Origin of the sequence: Acetobacter lovaniensis (genome assembly GCF_014207635.1) — a bacterium.
Taxonomy (GTDB): Bacteria; Pseudomonadota; Alphaproteobacteria; order Acetobacterales; family Acetobacteraceae; genus Acetobacter; species Acetobacter lovaniensis.
Genome location: NZ_JACHIE010000016.1, coordinates 42360 through 61204, shown reverse-complemented (window position 1 = coordinate 61204; position 18845 = coordinate 42360). Strand labels below are relative to the sequence as shown.

The window sequence follows — 18845 nt, the reverse complement described above, 5'->3', positions numbered from 1 at the left end:
ATGACGCCAGAGGCTTTCGCTCAACACGCCAAAAAGGCATACAACAACCCACAGACCCTAACTCAAAACTGAGGGCACGTTCGGGGCAGGGTCAAGTTATCAACGGTCTAGCGAACAACGAATGACAAATTCGGGCGGGGGAAACGGAAGGTTAGCTTTATGTTTGAATGCAATAAAAGCGGCCGTTGAAATTGAAAGGGGATGTATTGCTGTCGTTCGGCATACTGTTTGCTATGATGGCATGATGAATCGTAAGAAGCCCATAAAGATTGCATTGACCAAGCAAGAGCCCCTTTCCAGACGGCAGGAGTGGAAAAAAATATTTCCTCTGCTTGGTATCATCTTGTTTCTGTTTTCTGGGGCTGCTGGCCTGAGAATATTTCTGACATCGCAAGAGCATACACAGATCGGTGGGCCTTACACTCTGGTTAATGGCCAGGGGCAGACCGTCACTCAGGCGGCTTTTGAAGGGCGTTATACGCTTCTGTATTTTGGCTATACGCATTGTGTGGACGTCTGCCCGTTGACACTTGCGACTGTATCAGCCGCCCTTGATGAGCTTGGCAAGCAGGGACAAAACATTATTCCCGTGTTTATTTCAGTTGATCCCGAACGTGATACCCCTAAAGTTTTACAGGAGTATGTTGAGCGTTTCTCCCCTCATATTGTCGGTCTGACTGGCTCCGAAACGCAGCTTCAGCCGGTTATTAAGGCTTTTCATGTCTCAGCACGACTTCATACCCCCAATGGTTCAGGCTATCTCGTTGATCATAGTTCGCTTCTTTACCTCATGGATGGACAAAACCATCTGGTTGGCATGATCCCCGTTGATGCCAGTGCTCATCAGATTGCAAGCGAACTCAGACGGCTTTTACCCTCCTCCTGATGTCAGGTCGGACATAATCTCGCAAACATCCGGTTTGCGAGGACCAGAACAAGTAATGCCGCCCCCAGTTCTGGTAGAAGCAGCCCCAGAATGACAAGAGTCGTAATACCGACAATTCCATATTTTTGAGAAGGCATGGCGGGCGGAGCCCCCAAGAAACCTACAGGTTTGCGTTTAAGCCACAACACTGTTGCTGCACAGCTCATCATCAGTAAGCCCGTTGTCACCACAAGATTGATAACCTGGTTCACCGCTCCAAATAACTGGCCCTCATGCGCCGCAACGCCGTAGCCAATAATCCGATCCAGAAGGCCTTTCTGGGAGAATGTTGCCTGTGCCGTCACATGACCATCTGGTGTTACCGTCACACTTTCCCGCAGAGGTCTGTTTTGCGTGTCAGAACGCACAGTCCACATGGAATCAGACGGTGTAATAATTACCGGAGCAGGCAGGGAAAGAGTCCTCGCAGTCTGCACAACAGTATCCAGACTGTCTACTAACTCTTCTTCAGGAAAAGAGGTGGAGACGGCTGGCATGTCCATACCTGGCATATCCATACCGCCTTCTACGGACGGCTTCCGTGGTTGTCCGACTGGGTGCCCGGCAATGACCGTGGCGGCTGGAACTGCGCCAATTTCCCAGTCCTTGACAGAGGTCAGGCGGCCAACCGTGTTTTCGACTGATTGCAGGGCATGCCCCCAGACGAAGGACCACGGAAGACCGGATACCAGAAACAACACCAGAAATACTGATACCCACACGCCAGTGACAGCATGGAGATCCCGCCAGAGGGTGCGTCCTTTTGTTCCAAGGCGTGGATAGACAACCCCCGCCAGTCCGTGCTGATGGCGTGGCCACCAGAGCAGCAGGCCTGTCACGATGAGCACAATGGTCCATGATGCAACCATTTCCATAATGACAGAACCCACATTGCCCAACAGCAACTGACCGTGCAACCGAAAAACCAGCCGCTCAAATCTGTTTTCTTCCAGAACAGTTTTCAGAACGGTATGGGTGTTCCTGTCCACATAGACCCGTACCGCTTCTCCGTCCGACCTGCTGACAAGAACACGCGCAGCACTCTGCGAAGTCCGGGGAAGTTCGTAAGCCAGAAAAGCCCCCTGTGGCACTGCTGATAAAGCTGCCAGAACGTCACGCTTGGGAGAGGGCGACAGGGCTGTGGGTAGATGGTCATATCGCCAGTCAATCCAGGCATCAATCTGGGGTTTGAAGAGATAAACGGCTCCGGTCAGAGAGAGAAAAGCCACAAAAGGCAGACAGAACAGCCCTGCGAAGAAATGCCAGCGCCAGAGCGTGCGACGGTCTGGCCAGAAAGGAGCAATGTGTATGGTCATGGCAATATCCCTCAAAACCTGATCCGTACACCGCCGAAATACGCACGCGGCGAACCTGCGTAGATGGAACCGGTGCTGTTCATGAGTGTCGTGGCACCAGCCTGCTGACCATTGGTCTGCACGCTATCGCTGATGTTTGTGGCACCCGCGATATAGGTCTGGTTGGCAACGTTCTGCACCTCGAAATACCAGTGCAAACGATGCGCCCAGCCGAACCTGGCGGGAGGGTCATAATGTATTTCAAGATTAAGCAACGCATAACCCGGTGCTTTCAGGCGATTGGCGTTATCCAGCCAATAAGAATCCCGCCACGTGACTTCCGCATATCCGCCCAGCCCCTCTAGTGGACCGCCAGGCTGATCGTAGAGAAAACGAGCATTGAGAAAATTGGGAATGACCCCGGGGATATAATGCCCTTTACGGCTAAAGCTGCGTGAGAGCGTGCTATTGGAAAGAACCTCGGTATAATTGGTATAAATCTGATTATCGTAGGTGTAGCTCAGTTTAACCCGACCACCGGGAAGCATTTTCGGCAACGGTTTCCATTCTATACCCAGAACAACACCACGATGTTCGGACGCGGGGGCGTTAAAGGTATAAGAGCCAACGGTGTTAACACCGGCAGACTGGCTGACCAGTTCGTTCTTATAAAACTCGTAAAAACCCGTTGCCTGAATGCTGATAGTCGAGGAGGGATGCCAGTCAGCGCCCAGATCAATGCCGATACTTGTCTGGCTTTTCAGCTGTGTATTGTTCCCGTATTCCCCCTGTGGGGTAATGAAAAGATTGGAAGAAGATGGCGTGCCATAGGCTGTGCCAACACGGGTATGGAGCGTCCAGTCTTTTGATGGCGTATAAATCAATGCGCCTTCTGGCGCGAGATTGAAATAGAAACGATTGGCTGTGATGGTACGCTGGGTACTGGCCGTCGTGGAATAGCCATAAAGTGTTTCGGTTGCGCCAATATCGGAGTATGTGCCACCAAGCCCGGCGACGATGTGCCAGTCAGGTGCAAAATGCCAGTCCTCCTGGAACCGCGCGCCAAGATTCCACTGGTGCCCATAGCTTGCCGAACTCATGGCCCCTCGTGTTGCACCGCCAAGAGGCATGATGTTGTAAGTCTGTGAACCAAAATCGAGATAATCAAAACTGACACCAGCAAACGTTTCCAACGCTCTACCAGCAAGTTGCGCATGGTTGGTCATGTCGCTGCTTACAGTATAGGAATTATAGGGACCGACATATGCCGTGGGCGACGTTGGCTGATCAATATGGCGCTGATCGTAGGTAAACTGGTTTTGCCAGGTTGTGTGGCTGTTGAAATCATGCTCCCAGCGCAGGCCAACCACCGTGCGCCGATCAAAGCGCCCCAGACCGGCCGCTTCAGGACTCATGGCAACCTTCGCGCCATAACGGCCATTGACTAGCAGATTGACAGACGCACAGCCGACTGCGGCACTGGATGCATTGGCGCACCCCTGCTGGTAGGGATTGGCCCGATACTGGTTGAGTGACAATCTTGCGGGCAGAAAAGCATCCGTGACGTTGTTGATAAATTTCAGGATAAGACGATCATCTGACGTCAGATTGACCCGAAGCCGCATATTTTCTGTTGAGGTATTATAGCGGCTGTTCGCAATGAATCCGTTCCCACGCACATCGCTGCCAAAGATCATCAGGTCATAATGTCTGTTCCCTAAACCGAGCGTTGCATAATTGTTGAACATTCCGAAGCTGCCGAAATCGGAGCCCAGTTCCAGCCCGTGGATATCTGCTCCCTTCCGGGTGCGGAAATTGATAGCGCCATTAATGGCGTAATTGCCATACAGGGTTGAGGCTGGCCCCTCGAAAACATCGACCCCCTGATAGGCATGGGGGTCGATCAGATCGGCCCGGGCTGTCCCATCTGGTTGGGTCATGGGGAACCCATCTTCCAGAACCTGAATATTTTTAAGTCCCCATGATTGACGATCTCCCGATCCACGAATGGAAATGTTCGTATCGCGGGGGCCATTTCCCTGCGTAAAGCTGACGCCAGGAATGGTCACCACCATATCGGCAACGCTCTGGCCAACCTGGTTCGCGAAATTACTTCTGTCGGAACTATAAGTCGTCTGGCCTGCCGGACGTATAAGGGCAGAGGATCGACTTAATCCCGTTACAAGAATCTGTTCGGTTTTGACGGGAGTTTTTTGGGTTCTGGATATAGAAAAATCACGCTGACTCAAAGGAGAGCGGGGCTTCTCTGCACCGATGGCAGCGTGCGGAGTGCTGGCCGAGAAAATGGCGGCAGCCGTAAGTGTCCCGTAAAACGGGAGTGAAAAACAAGACGTACGAAACATGTGACGGAACCTGAATAGACAGCACAAAATGCTCACCTGCATGGTAGGTGAGCGGCTCTTTCAATTCAGATCAGGCGGGAGGTCCCTGTGGGCAGAGAGAAGTTCGCTTCGGTGTTGGTGGCCCCCGGATGGATGTGAACATCCATGCTTGGCGAATGCTAGCAACACCCAATCCCATAAAAAGACAGAAAACGATGCTTACAATAAGCAGGTCCAATGCCTCGGACAGAAGGAAGCCGTCATCATCGGGAGCAGTCGAGCGATGGTGCTGTCCGTCCGGATCAGACGATGTGCTCTGATCGTCGCAAAGAATACTCAGCTTTGTAAGAGTTTTGAGGGGATCGTCGATCAGTGCTGAAGGAGAAGCAATTCCGCCAAATGTCAGGCGCGCAATCAGTGCAAGCAATACGAGAGGCCAGCAGGCCAGCAGGTAAGTTGAACTGTGAGCACGTGGGATCATGTGTCACCGTTACATCAAGTTCTTTCTGTCCACCAGTCCATATCGATTGCGGCAATCCTGCTTTTCGATGACGACATCCCTGATCCTTGAGCAGTATTGCATGTCAGCTTTCGGAAAACGTAAATTGGTCACTCAACGACCGACAAGAGGCAATTCTGTTGAAAAAGTCGTTTGCTTTATCGGGCGGATAGAGACTTGTGAGGAGCTTGATGCTCTTTTCTCTTTCAAATGACTCTCTGGAGGGAGTTGACTGGCGTCAGCTTTGCCATTTGACGCAGGTTCTGGGCAGTTGCGGCGAGAAGAAATTCCTTTCTGGCACCATTTGGGCCGCGCAATCGCAGTCGATCCAGTTGAGTATTTGTTTGAGATGAGCGAACAGCATCTCGACCTTTTTCCTCTGCCTTCATTCAGGAGGAAGGCCTCCATCTCCCAGAAAAGCCAGTCGTCGTTTGGCATCGGCCTGGATCAGGCTGGCATCGACGGCAAAACCTTCCTCACCGATTCACACAGACGGCACCCGGAATGAATGCCCAGGGGCGCTGAACATCCTTACTCTGGATCGCCCTCCTGCGGAGCTTGGTGGTATTCATTTGCTCTAAGCTTCTGACCGGGCTCCATGATCGACTTCCTCACACGGGCGTTTGAAGGAACGGCTCCATGGAGGTGAGACAGGAAGAACGTCATGATCTGAGAGTTGTTCCGGAATGTCAGGCTCTTCAAGAGGCCCTATTTGCGTAGCGAAGATTCATTCCGGTTAAATCATATATTGCGAATCATTCGCACTATCATTATGTGGTGCATACTATATCACGTCTCATAAGGCTGACTCTTTCATGCGCCAGAGTTTTGTTTCGGGATTACAGGTCTCGACGCTGTTCATCATGTGTGGCGCTTTTTCTGTCCCGGTTCGTGCTTCAGAAGCACGCCGTGCGGATCAAAATGCTTCGGTTCCACAGTATAAAGGTCAACAACTGCCGCAGAAGCATTCTACGAGTAGAGAGTCCAATCCTTCCTCGTCCGAACGTCAGCTTGATGAGTCTATTGAGGTCAAAGGACAGAGTAGAAAATTCAACGCTGATGTTGTCCAGATCGGGACTTTTCGGAATCAGTCCATTATGGATACACCGATGACGGTAACGGTTCTGACCCGCGCATTACTTGACGCGCAAGGTGCTCAGACAGTGACGGATGCGATGCGCAATGTCGCGGGTGTTGTCTCGTCCAGCACCAGTCCAATCACCACACCAAATTTTATGGCCAGAGGCGTTCAGATTCAGGCACGCACAAACTATCGCCTTAACGGTACACTTCCCATCATCGCCCTTTCGCCGATTATGCTGGAAAACAAGGAGCGTGTCGAAGTTCTGAAGGGTGTTTCCGCTCTTTATTACGGTTTTACAACTCCATCAGCTATCGCAAATTTTGTAACAAAACGCGCAACGCCACAGCCTGTTACTGTTGTCAGCCTGACCGGAGATAGTGTGGGTAGCTATGGCGGTGGCATTGATATCGGGCGCGAATTTGGTGCGCGCAAGCAGTTTGGTGCGCGCGCAAACGGTTATGCCAGCAATATGGGGACAACCGTCAACGGTATATCGGGCAACAGATGGCTTGTAAGTGGGGCTTTTGACTGGCGACCTACCGATAAACTCTCTTTGAAACTTGATATTGAAAATTCAAAGGAAGAAACTTACGAGCCGGGAGGCATTACCATACCAACGGCTGTTAATGGGCGCATTACACTTCCAAGAATCCCTTCTCTTCATAACCGTTATGCGGCAAGGGACGCGCCTTATAATGCCTGGGCTACGAATGTTTTAGGGCGAGTGGATTATTCCATCTGGAAGGATTGGGCTTTTCGTGTTGAAGGGGGGATTGCCCGGACGCGCAGGCAACGTTCTATCTCCAATGTTTCCAACGTCAATGTCGTCACAGGTTGGGGTACAAATACGACAACTTATACGGGAGATCAGAACTATTATAATTTGAATGTACGCACGGAATTATCCGGTTCGGTAAAAACCGGTCCAATTCGGCATGAACTGCTTTTCGGTTATAATCGGAATGCGCAGATCCAAGATGATCAGAACCGCACAAACTATAAATCATTCAGACAAAACATTTATAATCCCGTCGATATTGATTTTAATGCGTTATCTGTAAGTGGCTCGACCTACACATATGGTAGTACAAATACAGACACGGGTTATTATATGATGGATCGTGCCAGTTTTGCAAAATACTTTACCCTTATAGGAGGTGCACGTTACGAAAATTATACAACGTATATTAATCAAAATAAAAATACGTATACCGTAAAAAAAGTTACACCAATTGGTGGTCTGGTTATTCGTCCGACAAAACAGAGCAGTCTTTATGGTAGTTATATTCAAGGGTTGGAAAGTGCCGGAACGGCACCAGACAGTGCTGCAAACGCAGGTACCGTTCTGGCTCCAGTAGTAAGTAGCCAGTATGAATTTGGCGGTCGATATAAACTGAAGAATGCTCTTATTTCAGTGGCATATTTTCATATCGACCGAGGTCTTTCCTATGCCAATCCGGATAATGTCTATGTTGTAAATGGACGCGCCATTCATAAAGGGGTTGAAATCTCCATGCAGGGCAGCATTACACATGAACTCTCTGTTTCCGTTTCTGGAACATGGACACACGCTGTGCAGGCCCAGACTGGAAATGTCGCACAGAATGGTAAATCGGTTATAGGCGTACCTGATTATGCGTTATCAGCTTTCGGAGAATATAGACCAGATTTTATACCAAATTTAGGCCTTAATGCAGGCGTGTATTATGTGGGGAAGCGTTCAGCTGACAGCTTGCAACGTGCTTCTGTCTCGGATTATGTCACTCTAAGCCTCGGTGGCAACTATCGCCTGCATCTTGTATCGGGACAGACGATTACATTCCGGGCAAACGGCAATAACGTGACTAACACACGATATTGGTCCAATGCGGATACAGTGCTGTTTGTTGGTTCTGGTGCTACGGCAAATTTCTCAACTAGTTTTTCTTTTTAAATCGTTCCATGGTTTTGTATTTTTCACAACGTGATGTGATGGTTGTAGTCTCCCCCCCTTTTTTTTAGTGGGGTTCTGACTGAGAATTCAGGCCACTTCTTTTAGTTTCTGGGCGGGTGTGAACCCGCCGTTCCCCATGTTGGGTCTGTCATTGTTATATGTCCAGAGCCATTGTGTTGCGACCTCCTGCACATCCTGAATGCTTTCAAACAGAGACTGCTCGAGCCATTCCTGCCGGACAGTTCTGTTGTAGCATTCAATATAAGCGTTCTGCTGCGGATGACCCGGTGGCGACGCCTTGTGCGCGATTACGAGCGACGCATCGACGTCTCAAACGCCATGATCCTCGTCGCCATGGGGGCCAATCTCATCCGCAGAAACGCTCATCCGTGACTTTCCAAACAGGCATTTATAGGTTTATCAAACATGCGAGTATTCATGTGTTATTTATTTCATCTTCTGTAGCTCACAATATAGAAAAAATCAGAGATTAATGGGGCTCGGTATTTTTACGCTCATGGATTGCCAATGCCAGGAATCCCGGCACATATCGAGTAGGGTACGTTTGGCAGACCAGCCGAACATGGTCCTGGCCAGAGCCGGGTTTGCGTAGCAGGCGGGGGCATCGCCGGGTCGGCGGGGGCCAATCTGGTAGGGAATGTTAATCCCGGTTGCGTTTTCAAACGCATGAACCAGCTCAAGCACCGAATATCCTGTGCCGGTGCCAAGATTAACGGCGTGGGTGCCCTCGGTGCCAAGGGCTTTTTCCACTGCGGCGCAATGGGCTTCGGCCAGATCCATTACGTGTAGGTAGTCGCGCACGCCTGTGCCATCCGGCGTTGGGTAATCATCACCAAAAATGGTCAGGCGGTCGCGCTGTCTGGCGGCAACCTGACACAGATAAGGCATCAGGTTAGCGGGAACGCCACGTGGGTCCTCGCCGATCAGGCCCGAAGGATGCGCGCCCACCGGGTTGAAGTACCGCAGCAAAAACGCGGAGGACAGCATACCGGTGCGCACGAGGTCGCTGATCATATCTTCCATGATCAGCTTTGTGCGCCCGTAAATGTTGGTGGCGTGCAGGGGGGCGCTTTCTGCTATGGGGCAGTGTTCTGGCGCGCCATAAACCGTTGCGGAAGACGAAAAAACAATGCGTCCCACGCCTGCATGCCGCATGGCGGTGAGCAGTTTTAATGTTCCTGCAACATTCACATCAAAATAGTGCAGGGGGTTTTCTTCACTTTCCCCCACGGCCTTGAGTGCTGCAAAATGAATGACGGCATCATAAGGCTCTGTTGCAAAGACCCGCTGCATGGCGTCCATATCGCGGATGTCCACGTCATGCACGGGGTAGTCCACCCCTGTAATTTCCTTGAGCCGGGCAGGGACCGAGCGGGAGGCATTGGAAAAATTATCCAGAAGCACAACATCGTGCCCACGACCCTGAAGGGCTACCGCAGTATGGGAGCCAATAAATCCGGCGCCACCAGTCAGAAGAATACGTGCCACGAGCTCACTTCGCCATAAAAAGACCAGAAGGCGAGACTATACTCAGCATTACCATTTAGGCCAATAAGTTTGCAGCAGATGAACATAACCTGAAAAGTTCGAAGGAATGTTGCGTAAAATTGATGGTACCCAGGTGTTTAGTACTACAGTTGCATTTTGTGTTGTGAGTGAGCGTGGATAGCGCTGGCCCGATGTGTTCGTCGAAAAGTGGGTCATCTGAGTATGTGAGCGACGGGTAGTCTGCGTTGTGCAAGCTTTACGACGAGGCGCCTGATTTCCTAAGTGAACCAGCGCACGACGATTATCGTGTTCTGCGTTGTGTTTTTTTGGTTTCAGTGAGTTTGCCTGATATGATCGACGGCCCGATGTTTTTTGTATCGGGCCACGAAAAGGAAGGCGCACCTTGCGCACTGGCCTGCTGCGGTTTCAGGGTATTTTTCGAGAATGCGGATCGAGTAAACGGAGAGGGCGGCCTTGCGCCTCATTCCTGGCGTTCTGATTGTCTGGTTTTTTGGCGATGGCTACTCATTCATGCCCAAAGCCATTGGCGGCAGCCCGGCGAAGGTTCGAAATGACCACCATGCGGTGAAACGGTGCGATCACCGTGATATAGATTTGGCCTAGTCGATTGTGACAGTGGACTACGGTCGTTGCTGAGAGGCGGGAGGGACCATTGGCGGCTCGCTGGACTAGCAGAGAAAGACGAAAGTCCAGATGCGTGTCATTTGCTCCCAGGATAATTTCATCGGAGTGAGACGCGAGAACTGAGAAAAAGTTGATCTTATCTTCGTTGCCGGATTGTCGTAGACCGGATGATGTTTTGACGTTGAAACGGGCCATCACGATGTCGCGGATAAAGAGCAGCGCTCGAAACCAGAGGGTAGGCTTTCCAAAAACCGACTGCGCGATCACGCGCATATCTACCGTATAGGCTGGAGGAAGTGCTACTTCATAGGAATCAATAAAGTCCGCGCCCGTGTACCAATCGGTGAGGCTGCTTTCACGGGGAGGTGTACGTTTGGTAACTGTTGTCCTGAAAGCCATGACCTGACGGTATTCCCAGAGTAGTTTAAGGTGGCAGCTAACGAGGGCTAGTATGTCAATTCATGTTTGAGACGTCAAAAACGCCAAAATCGACAGATGAAATTCTTAACGGTGCAACCGATGCTCTGCATATCGCAATGCGGAATGCTGCGTCGTCACCATGGAATGCGGATTAAACGTGGGAGAGCAGGGAAAACCATGAAAGTGAGAGTCCAGAAAATAGAGGACAGAACCGGGAAGAATTAAGAGGGAAAGATAAAAAAATCCGGCACTCCTGACGTCGCGGGCCGGATTTTTCTCGGTCTGTTCATGAAACACAAAGGGAAACCCGTCTTAGGACGGCGGAGGCAGCACGATCCCGCAACCATCTGAACTTGCGGTGCGAACACATCACGAACCCCAGTCTGAAAACGGGCTGGGGTTTTTGTTTGTCCACCGGACGCCACGATCAGGATACCGGCGAGAGCGCCCCAGACATCGATTTGTAGTCCTTTGTCGGATGCTTAACGCAATCCTCACCGCTTCGCGCTTGAAATCTTCCGTATGTTTCATGGTCTGGTCGGTCTTCTGATGCGAGCTTAAAACGCGCAAATGATCAGCACAAAGCCGTTACAAGTCCAATTATGCTTTATAGATAAAATATGGAAACCATATATTTCCATTGTTTTTATTTCTTGCTCGTTCTTCCGGCGGTAATGAAGATATGAGCGGAACAGAAACCGGCGCTCCTTTCGAACACTGTGGTGCGGCCTTTCAGGATGCATTCATTACTGGCCGGAGAGCCAATTCATGAAATACACTTCGTTTTTCTTTTCTGCTGTGGCTGTTGCAATCGGTCTCCGGGTTTGAAGCTGTCTGTAACATCAAACGCAGCGACTTCGGTGTGAAGATATATGTGCCTTACGTGTCTGACGATGTGCTGCTGCGCATTGCTGGTGCCTTCGAACAACAGGACTAAAGCCCATGTTTTTGCCTACGCGTGCAGCGAGCGGGACCACGCGGTATTCCACGGTAGCGGTCATCCTTCATTGGGTGATCGCCCCGGGGATACTGACCCTTATCGTGATGGGTCTGGTCATGGACCATCTCCTCCTCGATACGATGCGGGTGTTCCAGATCTACCAGTTGCACAAATCCATCGGCATCACCGTGATGTTTCTGATCGCCTTGCGTATTGGGTGGCGTCTTACGCATCCTGCGCCCGCTCTGCCAACAGATATACTCCCACTGGAGAAAAAAGGAGCGCATCTGGTGCATCTTGCTCTCTATGGGTTGCAGGTAATATTGCCCCTGAGTGGCTGGGCAATGGTTTCTGTCTCAGTGCTGGGTATTCCGACTGTGCTGTTCGACACAGTACCATGGCCCGACCTTCCGGTGCTGTCGACCCTGCCTGACAAGGCACCGGTCGAAGCTGTTCTGAAGGTGCTTCACCACTGGGCTGCGTGGGGACTTCTGGCTCTGATCACGCTGCATGTTGCTGCCGCTCTCAGGCATCAGTTTGTACTGCACGATCATGTTCTTCGTCAGATGCTGCCGTTCTTTCGTGCATCTTCCACATCCCGCCACAGGGGAAAAACCCCATGAAAGTCTTTCACAAATTTCTGCCAGTCGTCATCGTAGCTGGTCTCCTGCTCTCAACCCCGACCTTTGCTACCGACTGGACGCTTGCTGCGGGCAACGGCACGCTGGGCTTCTCCGGTATCCAGACTGGCAGGGCGTTCGAAGGGCATTTGGGGAAGTATGATGGCACGATCTCGTTTGACCCAGCCTACCCGGAAGCAGGCCATGCAAAGATCAGCATCGACATGGCAAGTGCCACAACAGGTGACAGCCAGCGAGATGGAGCGCTACCCGGGCATGACTGGTTTGACAGCAAGGCATTTCCGTCAGCACTTTTCGAAGTAAAAGCCTTCAAGGCCAAAGGTGGCAATACGTATGATGCCGAAGGTACATTGACCATCAAAGGGGTGAGCAAACCCGTTACCCTTCCCCTCACCATCGACATTTCAGGCTCTGCCCTGCATGCTAAAGGCCATCTTCAACTCGTTCGTTCCGCGTTCAATGTGGGTGTCGGTCCCTGGACCACGGGCCAGTGGGTTGCACTCGAAGTGGGCGTGGATGTCGATGTTACAGCGCATGGCGGTTGAAACACCAGATGTCCTTCGCACGCCCATCTGGCCTGACATCCAATGCCATTCTTCTCGCGCTCTACGCGATCGTTACGGCGTTTATCAGCGGTCTGCCTTATAGCTTCCAGAGGCGGCTCACCTTACGGTGCCACCACTATAGCCGCTGGTGACGGATCAGGTCAGCCCAGTGCCAATGAACTGGACGGTACAAAATTCCTTGGTCAGCCCGTTGCGGGTATCGCAAAAAATTAAGCCCGTAATACGTCAGGACTTCGTTATCCTGCCTTTGTCTTTTTCCTGCGCATATCCCAACCATTCTGGTTGACCAAAACATTCCACCAGATAGTCAAGCAGCACGGTTACCCGCATCGGTCTGAAGGAACTGGACGGCGTGACAAGATACAGTGCAATAGACGGAGCTTCCCAATCTGGCAGGATCTGTTCAAACCGGCCAGAGGCCAGTGCTTCTCCCACCATGAATTCGGGAAACAGGCCATAGCCCAATCCCGCAGCTAGAGCCGGTAAAAAAGCCTCAGCGTTATCCGCCCGGAAACGGGACGATCGTATCAGGACAAACTCATTCCCATTTTTAATGTGCCGAAGCCGAACTTTCCCCGGTGCGGGCTTATTCGTATAGACAAAACTTTTCAGCGTCTCCAGATCACGCGGATGATCAGGACGCCCTACCCGATCCAGATACTCAGGGGTTGCCACCAGCAACAGCCGGACATCACACAGCTTGCGTGCCCGCAGGGATGAATCTGCAAGAGAGGCAATACGCAATGCGACATCATACCCTTCCGCTACAAGATCAACGAGCGCATCGCTGAAATCGACCGTAATATCGATGTCTGGATATTGCGCGAGAAAAGCTGGCAGAGCAGGTGACAGATGGCCGATGCCAAATGTCATGGGTGCTGCAATTCTGATAAGTCCCGATGGACGTTGTGTGCCGCCTCTGGCTTCTGTTTCCGCGGCTTCTGCTTCAGCCAGAATACGGTTCGCATGCCCCAGCAGCGTCCGTCCCATTTCCGTCAGGGAAAGATGGCGGGAATTGCGGTTGAAAAGTGCCACTCCAAGTGTCTGCTCCAGACGACCGATCGCTTTGGAAACGGTAGGCTTTGAAAGCTGGATATCTTCCGCCGCTCTGGAGAACGAACCAAGTTCAGCCACTTTTGCAAAAATGGCCCATGCCTCAAAATCAGGAAGGCGCATGACAGTGTCTCTGGAAACAGTTGGTGGTTATAATTTCCATATACCTTATTCTGAGCTGCGGATAATCTGTCCCCCAAGCAATCACACGACTATTCTGGAAAACAGATCATGATTGAAGGCCGTTCTTTCAATGAATTCGGCCACGCCAACCATGACTATGAGCCCTGCGTCTAAGCTGATGCGTCCGGGCAATCGTGCTATGCCATGTAGTCATAGACATGATCGGAATCCGGATAACGAAAAATCTGTTCGATGGCGTTGCTTTCAGCTTGGCAGCGCCAGCGGCGATCCTGGTAGAATGTCCGTGCCGTGGAAGGGGGATAGCGACGTCGTGTCGTTTTCCACAATGGGCGACGATCCGTAGCCATTGCCATTAACATAACTGCTGCGGTCGGACAGAAGTTCTTATGCCAACCGCATCTGGTTGGAATGCACTAAATGGGTATCTTCCAAGCTTAATTTGGCTGTTCATGCTCATAAATATGGCTGAAAGCATTGGGCGCGATGTTGGTTTCAACATCTGTGCCCGACTGCTCAGATTTGTTGTATAAAATATAAAATTGTGCAAGGAAGTTCCCGGCACTATGAGTTCTGAGAGCTTATTGGGGCAGCGAGTATTACAAGGCATATCAGACTGGTATAAGCGTAGTTTCCTGTCCGGCATGCAATAGCTATATTTTGTGTTTTAAGACTGGATTGAGCATATGCGTTTTCTGCGTGCCTTGCGACCTGATTCGCGCCGCCTGACTTCCTTGGCAGAAGCGGCGTTGGATAGCGGGCAGCGTAAGACGTTGGAACGCCAGAACGGTTTTAACGCATTTCTGGCGCGCGTTGGCCTGATTTTTGATCCTGCGCTGGATGAAACTGTCTGGTTGCAGAATATTTGCGAGGCCGCAACCCGTACTGCGCGTGTTCGGGCTGCGTTTGTTGCGCAGCCGGATGATACGGGAGAGTTCTATCTGCTGGCCAGCAGTGGTCCTGTGGAACAGTTGCACCAGCCCGCTTTTTCGGTTCATCCCGACAACTCCGAACATTATGGCTACCTTGGGCTGGTGTGGCATGGTGGACAACCGGCTTTTTGCAGCGATGTTATGCGGGAAGCTGCATTGCAGCTCTGGTGTACGCGTCTGCAAAAGGAAGATGTGCGCTCGTGTGCGGTGCTGCCGATATGGCGGGCTGGCAAGGTCTGGGCTGTATTTGGTGTTTACGATGAGCAGGATGACGTATTCGATCCCGTCATCAAAACCATCTTGAATGATACGGCTACTGTTCTGTCTCGTGGATTGAAAATCTACGATGAGCTACGGTCGCGGGCCACTCAGCTTGATCATGCACAGGTTGGTATCCTGCTGCTGCGTGACGACCGGATCCAGCGTGCAAATGCCAGTGCCGCCGCACTTGTCGGGTGCTCGTCCAGTGATATGCACAATGCTTCTGTGTCATCCCTTCTGGCTGGTAAAAGCCAAGTCCAGCAACTGGAGCGCGCTCAGGAGCAACTGTACAAAACCGGACAGGCCAAACTGTCTAGCATACACCTGCCTGCGTCAGGTGGGCAGGATGTTGTTGTCGACCTGTCTGCTGTCATGCTGGAAGACCAGTCTGGTCTGGATTCTGTCTGGACTATGGAGAATGTAACCGAGCGCGATGAAGCGCAGCGTCTGTATCGTACGTTGATCAATGCTGTTTCCGCCATGCTGACGGCGGAAGATGAGGCTGAAAAATGCCATGCTGTTTGCAGTTCTCTGGTCGACAATACTTTGTTCAGTACGGTCTGGCTGGCGCAACCGGACTTGACTGGGCATATGCACTTGCGCGCCTATGCGGGGCTGGGTGGGAGTGCTATTGCCCGGTTGAAGTGGTCAATCAATGTAGAGGGCGACGCTCTTCCGATCACAGTACAGGCATGGTTGAAAAAAAGGCTTGTCTATACGAATGACCCTGAGACCAGACTGTTCGGGATTAACGGCTACCAGAAAGTCCTGGATTACAAGTGGAAGGGGATTTTGTCTCTTCCGGTGTTGCGGGGGGGGCAGGTCTGGTCGGTTCTGACTTTTACCACGTCGCGCTCTGGTGGGTTTGATGAACAGAGCATCATCTTGTGTCGGCGTGTTGCCGAATTGCTGGGGCAGAGTCTGGATCGGCTGGATTCCGGACTGAATTTAAAAAAATTGCGGCATGAGGAAGAGTTGAGGGTACGCCGTGATCCGTTGACGGCTTTGCCCAATCGGCTGGCTCTGGAGGAATACCTGCCAAAGGCGCAGGAACGTGCGAGTGAGCGCGGCACATCCCTCGCAATCGGGTTGATGGATCTGGACGGGTTTAAAGCGGTTAATGATACGTATGGCTATGCCGCAGGAGATAAGGTTCTGGCCGAACTGAGCCAGCGGTTATGGGAAAACCTGCGCGAGAGCGGTTATGTCGCCCGGCTGGGGGGGGATGAGTTTGTTGTTGTTTTCGAAAATCTGGATACGAAAATGGCAAACGAGCAGGTCGCCACGGCATTGGACAATCTGTCCTCGGTTGTGGCGGAACCGTTTGCCATAGCAGATGGTAAAACTGCCAAAGTCGGGCTGACCATGGGAGTGGTGCTTTGCCCTCAGGATGGCGACCAGCCGGATACCTTGTTGCGGCAGGCTGACCGCGCCATGTACAAAGCCAAGCAGAAGCCGGACAAAAATGATGCCAGCTGGCATTTTGCTTCCGCCCTTGAGGATGCTCTGGATCTGGAAGATGATGCCGCAACGGATATGTCTCCGATTGCTCCTTACGGAACAAAATCGGCGGAACTGCTGGGGCGTGCGCTCAAGGCTGTTACAAGAATCCGGGAGAGTGTCCGCAGCGCTGTCATCCCTGCCATCTGGAAGAAAAATGGTGGAACACCGTTTCTGGAGCATCTGACGCAGGATCAGCATACCCGTCTGATCGAGCGGGAAGTCCAGCATCTGGAGTTTCTGGCTTCTGCCACGACGATCAGAAAAGACGTTCTGGGCGCAGCCCATACGCTGGGCACAATGTACACGCTGTTTGGTGTAGATCCGGTTGTGCTTGTTGCCGAACAGACCAGTTATCTGCGTCTGCTTCTGGCAGAGATGGAAAATGAGGGCATCAAGGGTGATGACCGTTACCTCGTGCAACAGATCGTGGAAGCCCGCTATCGGGATGACCGCAGGATGCGGCGTCTGGTAAGACTGGGGGTTCATAAAGCCTATACGGCTTTTCTGTCCGCTCAGGTGGCAGAGGGGACGTGGGGAAAAGCCAGCGTTGAAGCGCTGCTGGCGTTGGCAAAATTGCCTGGTATTCAGGCGGCTTTTCTGTTTCGTTCCAATGCGGAGGGGGAACTGGTCGCGCAGGCCATGGCTGGCCCGTGTGCCACCGTGCTGGATGAGGCTTTTCTGCGCGGTGACGCACGGCCTGTTATCACCAAATCGCAGTATGGCAACTTTATAGGGGCTCAGGCTTGGCGTACGGGCGCGTTGCAGACCTGTCCATCCATTGCTCTGGATGCCAATATGGAGCCATGGCATACATTATTCGCCGATCTGCGGATCTATTCGGCCATAAGTATTCCCATTCGGCGTCAGGATGGAACGACGGCGTTGGTCCTGACCGTGTTTGGTGCTTGTCCCAACCAGTTCGAAACAAGCAGGATGCAGCAATTTTCCAGCGGTCTGCAGGAGAAATGGGAAAAGCTATGGCGTGACAGACAGGGTATGTCCGATGAGCGCTCATCTCTTCTGCTTGAGCGCCTGTTTTCGGGGGGGCTGTGTATGTTCATGCAGCCTGTTGTGGATCTGCGTACCGGCCGTTTACGTAAAGTCGAAGCTCTTGCCCGTCTGAAGGATACGGACGGGACGATTGTTTCTCCCGCGATTTTCCTGCCATTACTGGGGCATGATGATTTGGACCGGCTGTTCGAAACCGGACTGGAACAGGGGCTGGCATGGTTGAAATCGTGGGATGAGAATGGTCTGTCCACAGAGCTTTCGCTCAATTTGCCGCCTTCTTCTTTATCCAATACCAATATACTGAATATTGTTGGCAATATGCTGAAGCGCTACAATATTCCACCCGCACGCCTGACATTGGAAGTGCTGGAAACACAGGATATTGACTCTGGCAAGCAGGAAGCAGCTCTGCGGGATTTCCGCGCAATGGGTGTGCAGATGGCTATGGATGATCTGGGGGCGGGTCATAGCAATCTCATGCGGCTTTCCGCAATGGCCTTTGATAGCATTAAGGTCGATCGTGGTTTGTTACACCATATTCGTGATGTGCCTTTGCAAATCTTTAGTGTCATCCGCTCATTGCGGGAGATGGGGCGCGACCTGAGTAGTCTGGTTGTGGTCGAAGGTCTGGAAGATGCGGAAGTCATTGAAGCCATGCGCCATCTGGGATGTCACTATGGGCAGGGGTTTGGCATTGCCCGCCCGATGCCGGCTGACGATTTTCTGGAGTGGTATCGGGTTCACTCGGAACAGAGGTTGGAAGAAAAAGAGAACGAAATCTACAGTGATCTTGGTGCGCTGGCCTATATGTGGACTGCCACACGAGGCAAGTTGGCTACGGGGCAGTCCAATCTGGAAAATGGGCCATTTATGCGCTGGCTGGAAAAGCTGGGCCGGGACGATCATGATGCCGCCCGGTGGTATGGGCTCTTATCTACCGGACCCGTGACAGAAGAGATGATCCATACTTTGCGTGAGTGGCTGGTTGATCGGGTTGTAACCAGTTAGGATCAGTCAACTACCCATCGAGGGCATGGTGGGCTTTGAACAAAGACATGTCTGTTTTAATAGCATACCGATTGTTCCTTAAGCCTTTTTCTTACCTCACGGGTTGTTCTGTTTCCACGAAGTTCAGGGTAATTCAA

The 18845-nt window shown here is 51.8% G+C and carries 11 protein-coding genes and 5 pseudogenes; 8 read left to right on the top strand and 8 right to left on the bottom strand.

Annotated features, from left to right (window positions below; all coding sequences use genetic code 11):
* Positions 1 to 121: 121 nt before the first annotated feature.
* The gene (locus tag HNR55_RS13965; RefSeq protein ID WP_166116357.1) at positions 122 to 886 is read left to right on the top strand and encodes an SCO family protein; all 765 of its coding nucleotides are present in this window, start codon (positions 122 to 124) and stop codon (positions 884 to 886) included.
* A 2-nt stretch (positions 887 to 888) separates the two neighbouring features.
* On the opposite strand, the gene HNR55_RS13960 is transcribed toward HNR55_RS13965, so the two are convergent.
* The 4 genes and pseudogenes from HNR55_RS13960 to HNR55_RS13945 all read right to left on the bottom strand — a co-directional run.
* Positions 889 to 2241 carry a PepSY-associated TM helix domain-containing protein gene (locus tag HNR55_RS13960; RefSeq protein ID WP_166116355.1) on the bottom strand — a complete coding sequence of 451 codons (1353 nt, stop codon included), beginning with the start codon at positions 2239 to 2241 and terminating at the stop codon, positions 889 to 891.
* 11 nt (positions 2242 to 2252) lie between these two features.
* Complete coding sequence (locus HNR55_RS13955) at positions 2253 to 4583, bottom strand: TonB-dependent receptor family protein (protein ID WP_166116353.1); 2331 nt, start codon at positions 4581 to 4583, stop codon at positions 2253 to 2255.
* A 70-nt stretch (positions 4584 to 4653) separates the two neighbouring features.
* On the bottom strand, positions 4654 to 5043 hold the full coding sequence (locus tag HNR55_RS13950; protein ID WP_166116351.1) for a hypothetical protein: 390 nt from the start codon (positions 5041 to 5043) through the stop codon (positions 4654 to 4656).
* Between the two features lie 224 nt (positions 5044 to 5267).
* A pseudogene (locus HNR55_RS13945) lies at positions 5268 to 5446 on the bottom strand (transposase); the annotation flags it as partial.
* Positions 5447 to 5876: 430 nt separating this feature from the next.
* Here HNR55_RS13945 and HNR55_RS13940 point away from each other — a divergent pair.
* Complete coding sequence (locus HNR55_RS13940; RefSeq protein ID WP_166116349.1) at positions 5877 to 8078, top strand: TonB-dependent siderophore receptor; 2202 nt, start codon at positions 5877 to 5879, stop codon at positions 8076 to 8078.
* 87 nt (positions 8079 to 8165) lie between these two features.
* Here the strand turns inward: HNR55_RS13940 and HNR55_RS13935 are convergent.
* Positions 8166 to 8366 (bottom strand): annotated as a pseudogene (locus HNR55_RS13935) (integrase core domain-containing protein); the annotation flags it as partial.
* On the opposite strand from HNR55_RS13935, the pseudogene HNR55_RS13930 reads away from it, so the two are divergent.
* Positions 8358 to 8471: pseudogene (locus tag HNR55_RS13930) on the top strand (IS5/IS1182 family transposase); the annotation flags it as partial. The pseudogenes HNR55_RS13935 and HNR55_RS13930 sit on opposite strands and share 9 nt — an antisense overlap.
* Positions 8472 to 8561: 90 nt before the next feature.
* Here the strand turns inward: HNR55_RS13930 and galE are convergent.
* Positions 8562 to 9587 (bottom strand): UDP-glucose 4-epimerase GalE, encoded by a 1026-nt coding sequence (galE, locus tag HNR55_RS13925; RefSeq protein ID WP_166116347.1) that lies wholly within the window; start codon positions 9585 to 9587, stop codon positions 8562 to 8564.
* A 525-nt stretch (positions 9588 to 10112) separates the two neighbouring features.
* Complete coding sequence (locus HNR55_RS13920; RefSeq protein WP_166116346.1) at positions 10113 to 10631, bottom strand: DUF2867 domain-containing protein; 519 nt, start codon at positions 10629 to 10631, stop codon at positions 10113 to 10115.
* Between the two features lie 841 nt (positions 10632 to 11472).
* Between HNR55_RS13920 and HNR55_RS17065 the strand changes: the two are divergent.
* The 4 genes and pseudogenes from HNR55_RS17065 to HNR55_RS17060 all read left to right on the top strand — a co-directional run.
* Positions 11473 to 11589: pseudogene (locus HNR55_RS17065) on the top strand (polyisoprenoid-binding protein); the annotation flags it as partial.
* Positions 11590 to 11594: 5 nt separating this feature from the next.
* Complete coding sequence (locus tag HNR55_RS13915) at positions 11595 to 12215, top strand: cytochrome b (protein ID WP_166116344.1); 621 nt, start codon at positions 11595 to 11597, stop codon at positions 12213 to 12215.
* Positions 12212 to 12778 carry a YceI family protein gene (locus HNR55_RS13910; RefSeq protein WP_166116342.1) on the top strand — a complete coding sequence of 189 codons (567 nt, stop codon included), beginning with the start codon at positions 12212 to 12214 and terminating at the stop codon, positions 12776 to 12778. The genes HNR55_RS13915 and HNR55_RS13910 overlap by 4 nt, the downstream gene beginning before the upstream one ends.
* Positions 12779 to 12861: 83 nt before the next feature.
* A pseudogene (locus tag HNR55_RS17060) lies at positions 12862 to 13012 on the top strand (NAD(P)H:quinone oxidoreductase); the annotation flags it as partial.
* Positions 13013 to 13024: 12 nt separating this feature from the next.
* Here HNR55_RS17060 and HNR55_RS13905 read toward each other — a convergent pair.
* Positions 13025 to 13975: a LysR family transcriptional regulator gene (locus HNR55_RS13905; protein WP_166116340.1), complete on the bottom strand. Its 951-nt coding sequence runs from the start codon at positions 13973 to 13975 to the stop codon at positions 13025 to 13027.
* Between the two features lie 704 nt (positions 13976 to 14679).
* Between HNR55_RS13905 and HNR55_RS13900 the strand changes: the two genes are divergently transcribed.
* The gene (locus tag HNR55_RS13900) at positions 14680 to 18708 is read left to right on the top strand and encodes an EAL domain-containing protein (RefSeq protein ID WP_166116338.1); all 4029 of its coding nucleotides are present in this window, start codon (positions 14680 to 14682) and stop codon (positions 18706 to 18708) included.
* The last annotated feature ends 137 nt before the right edge of the window (positions 18709 to 18845 follow it).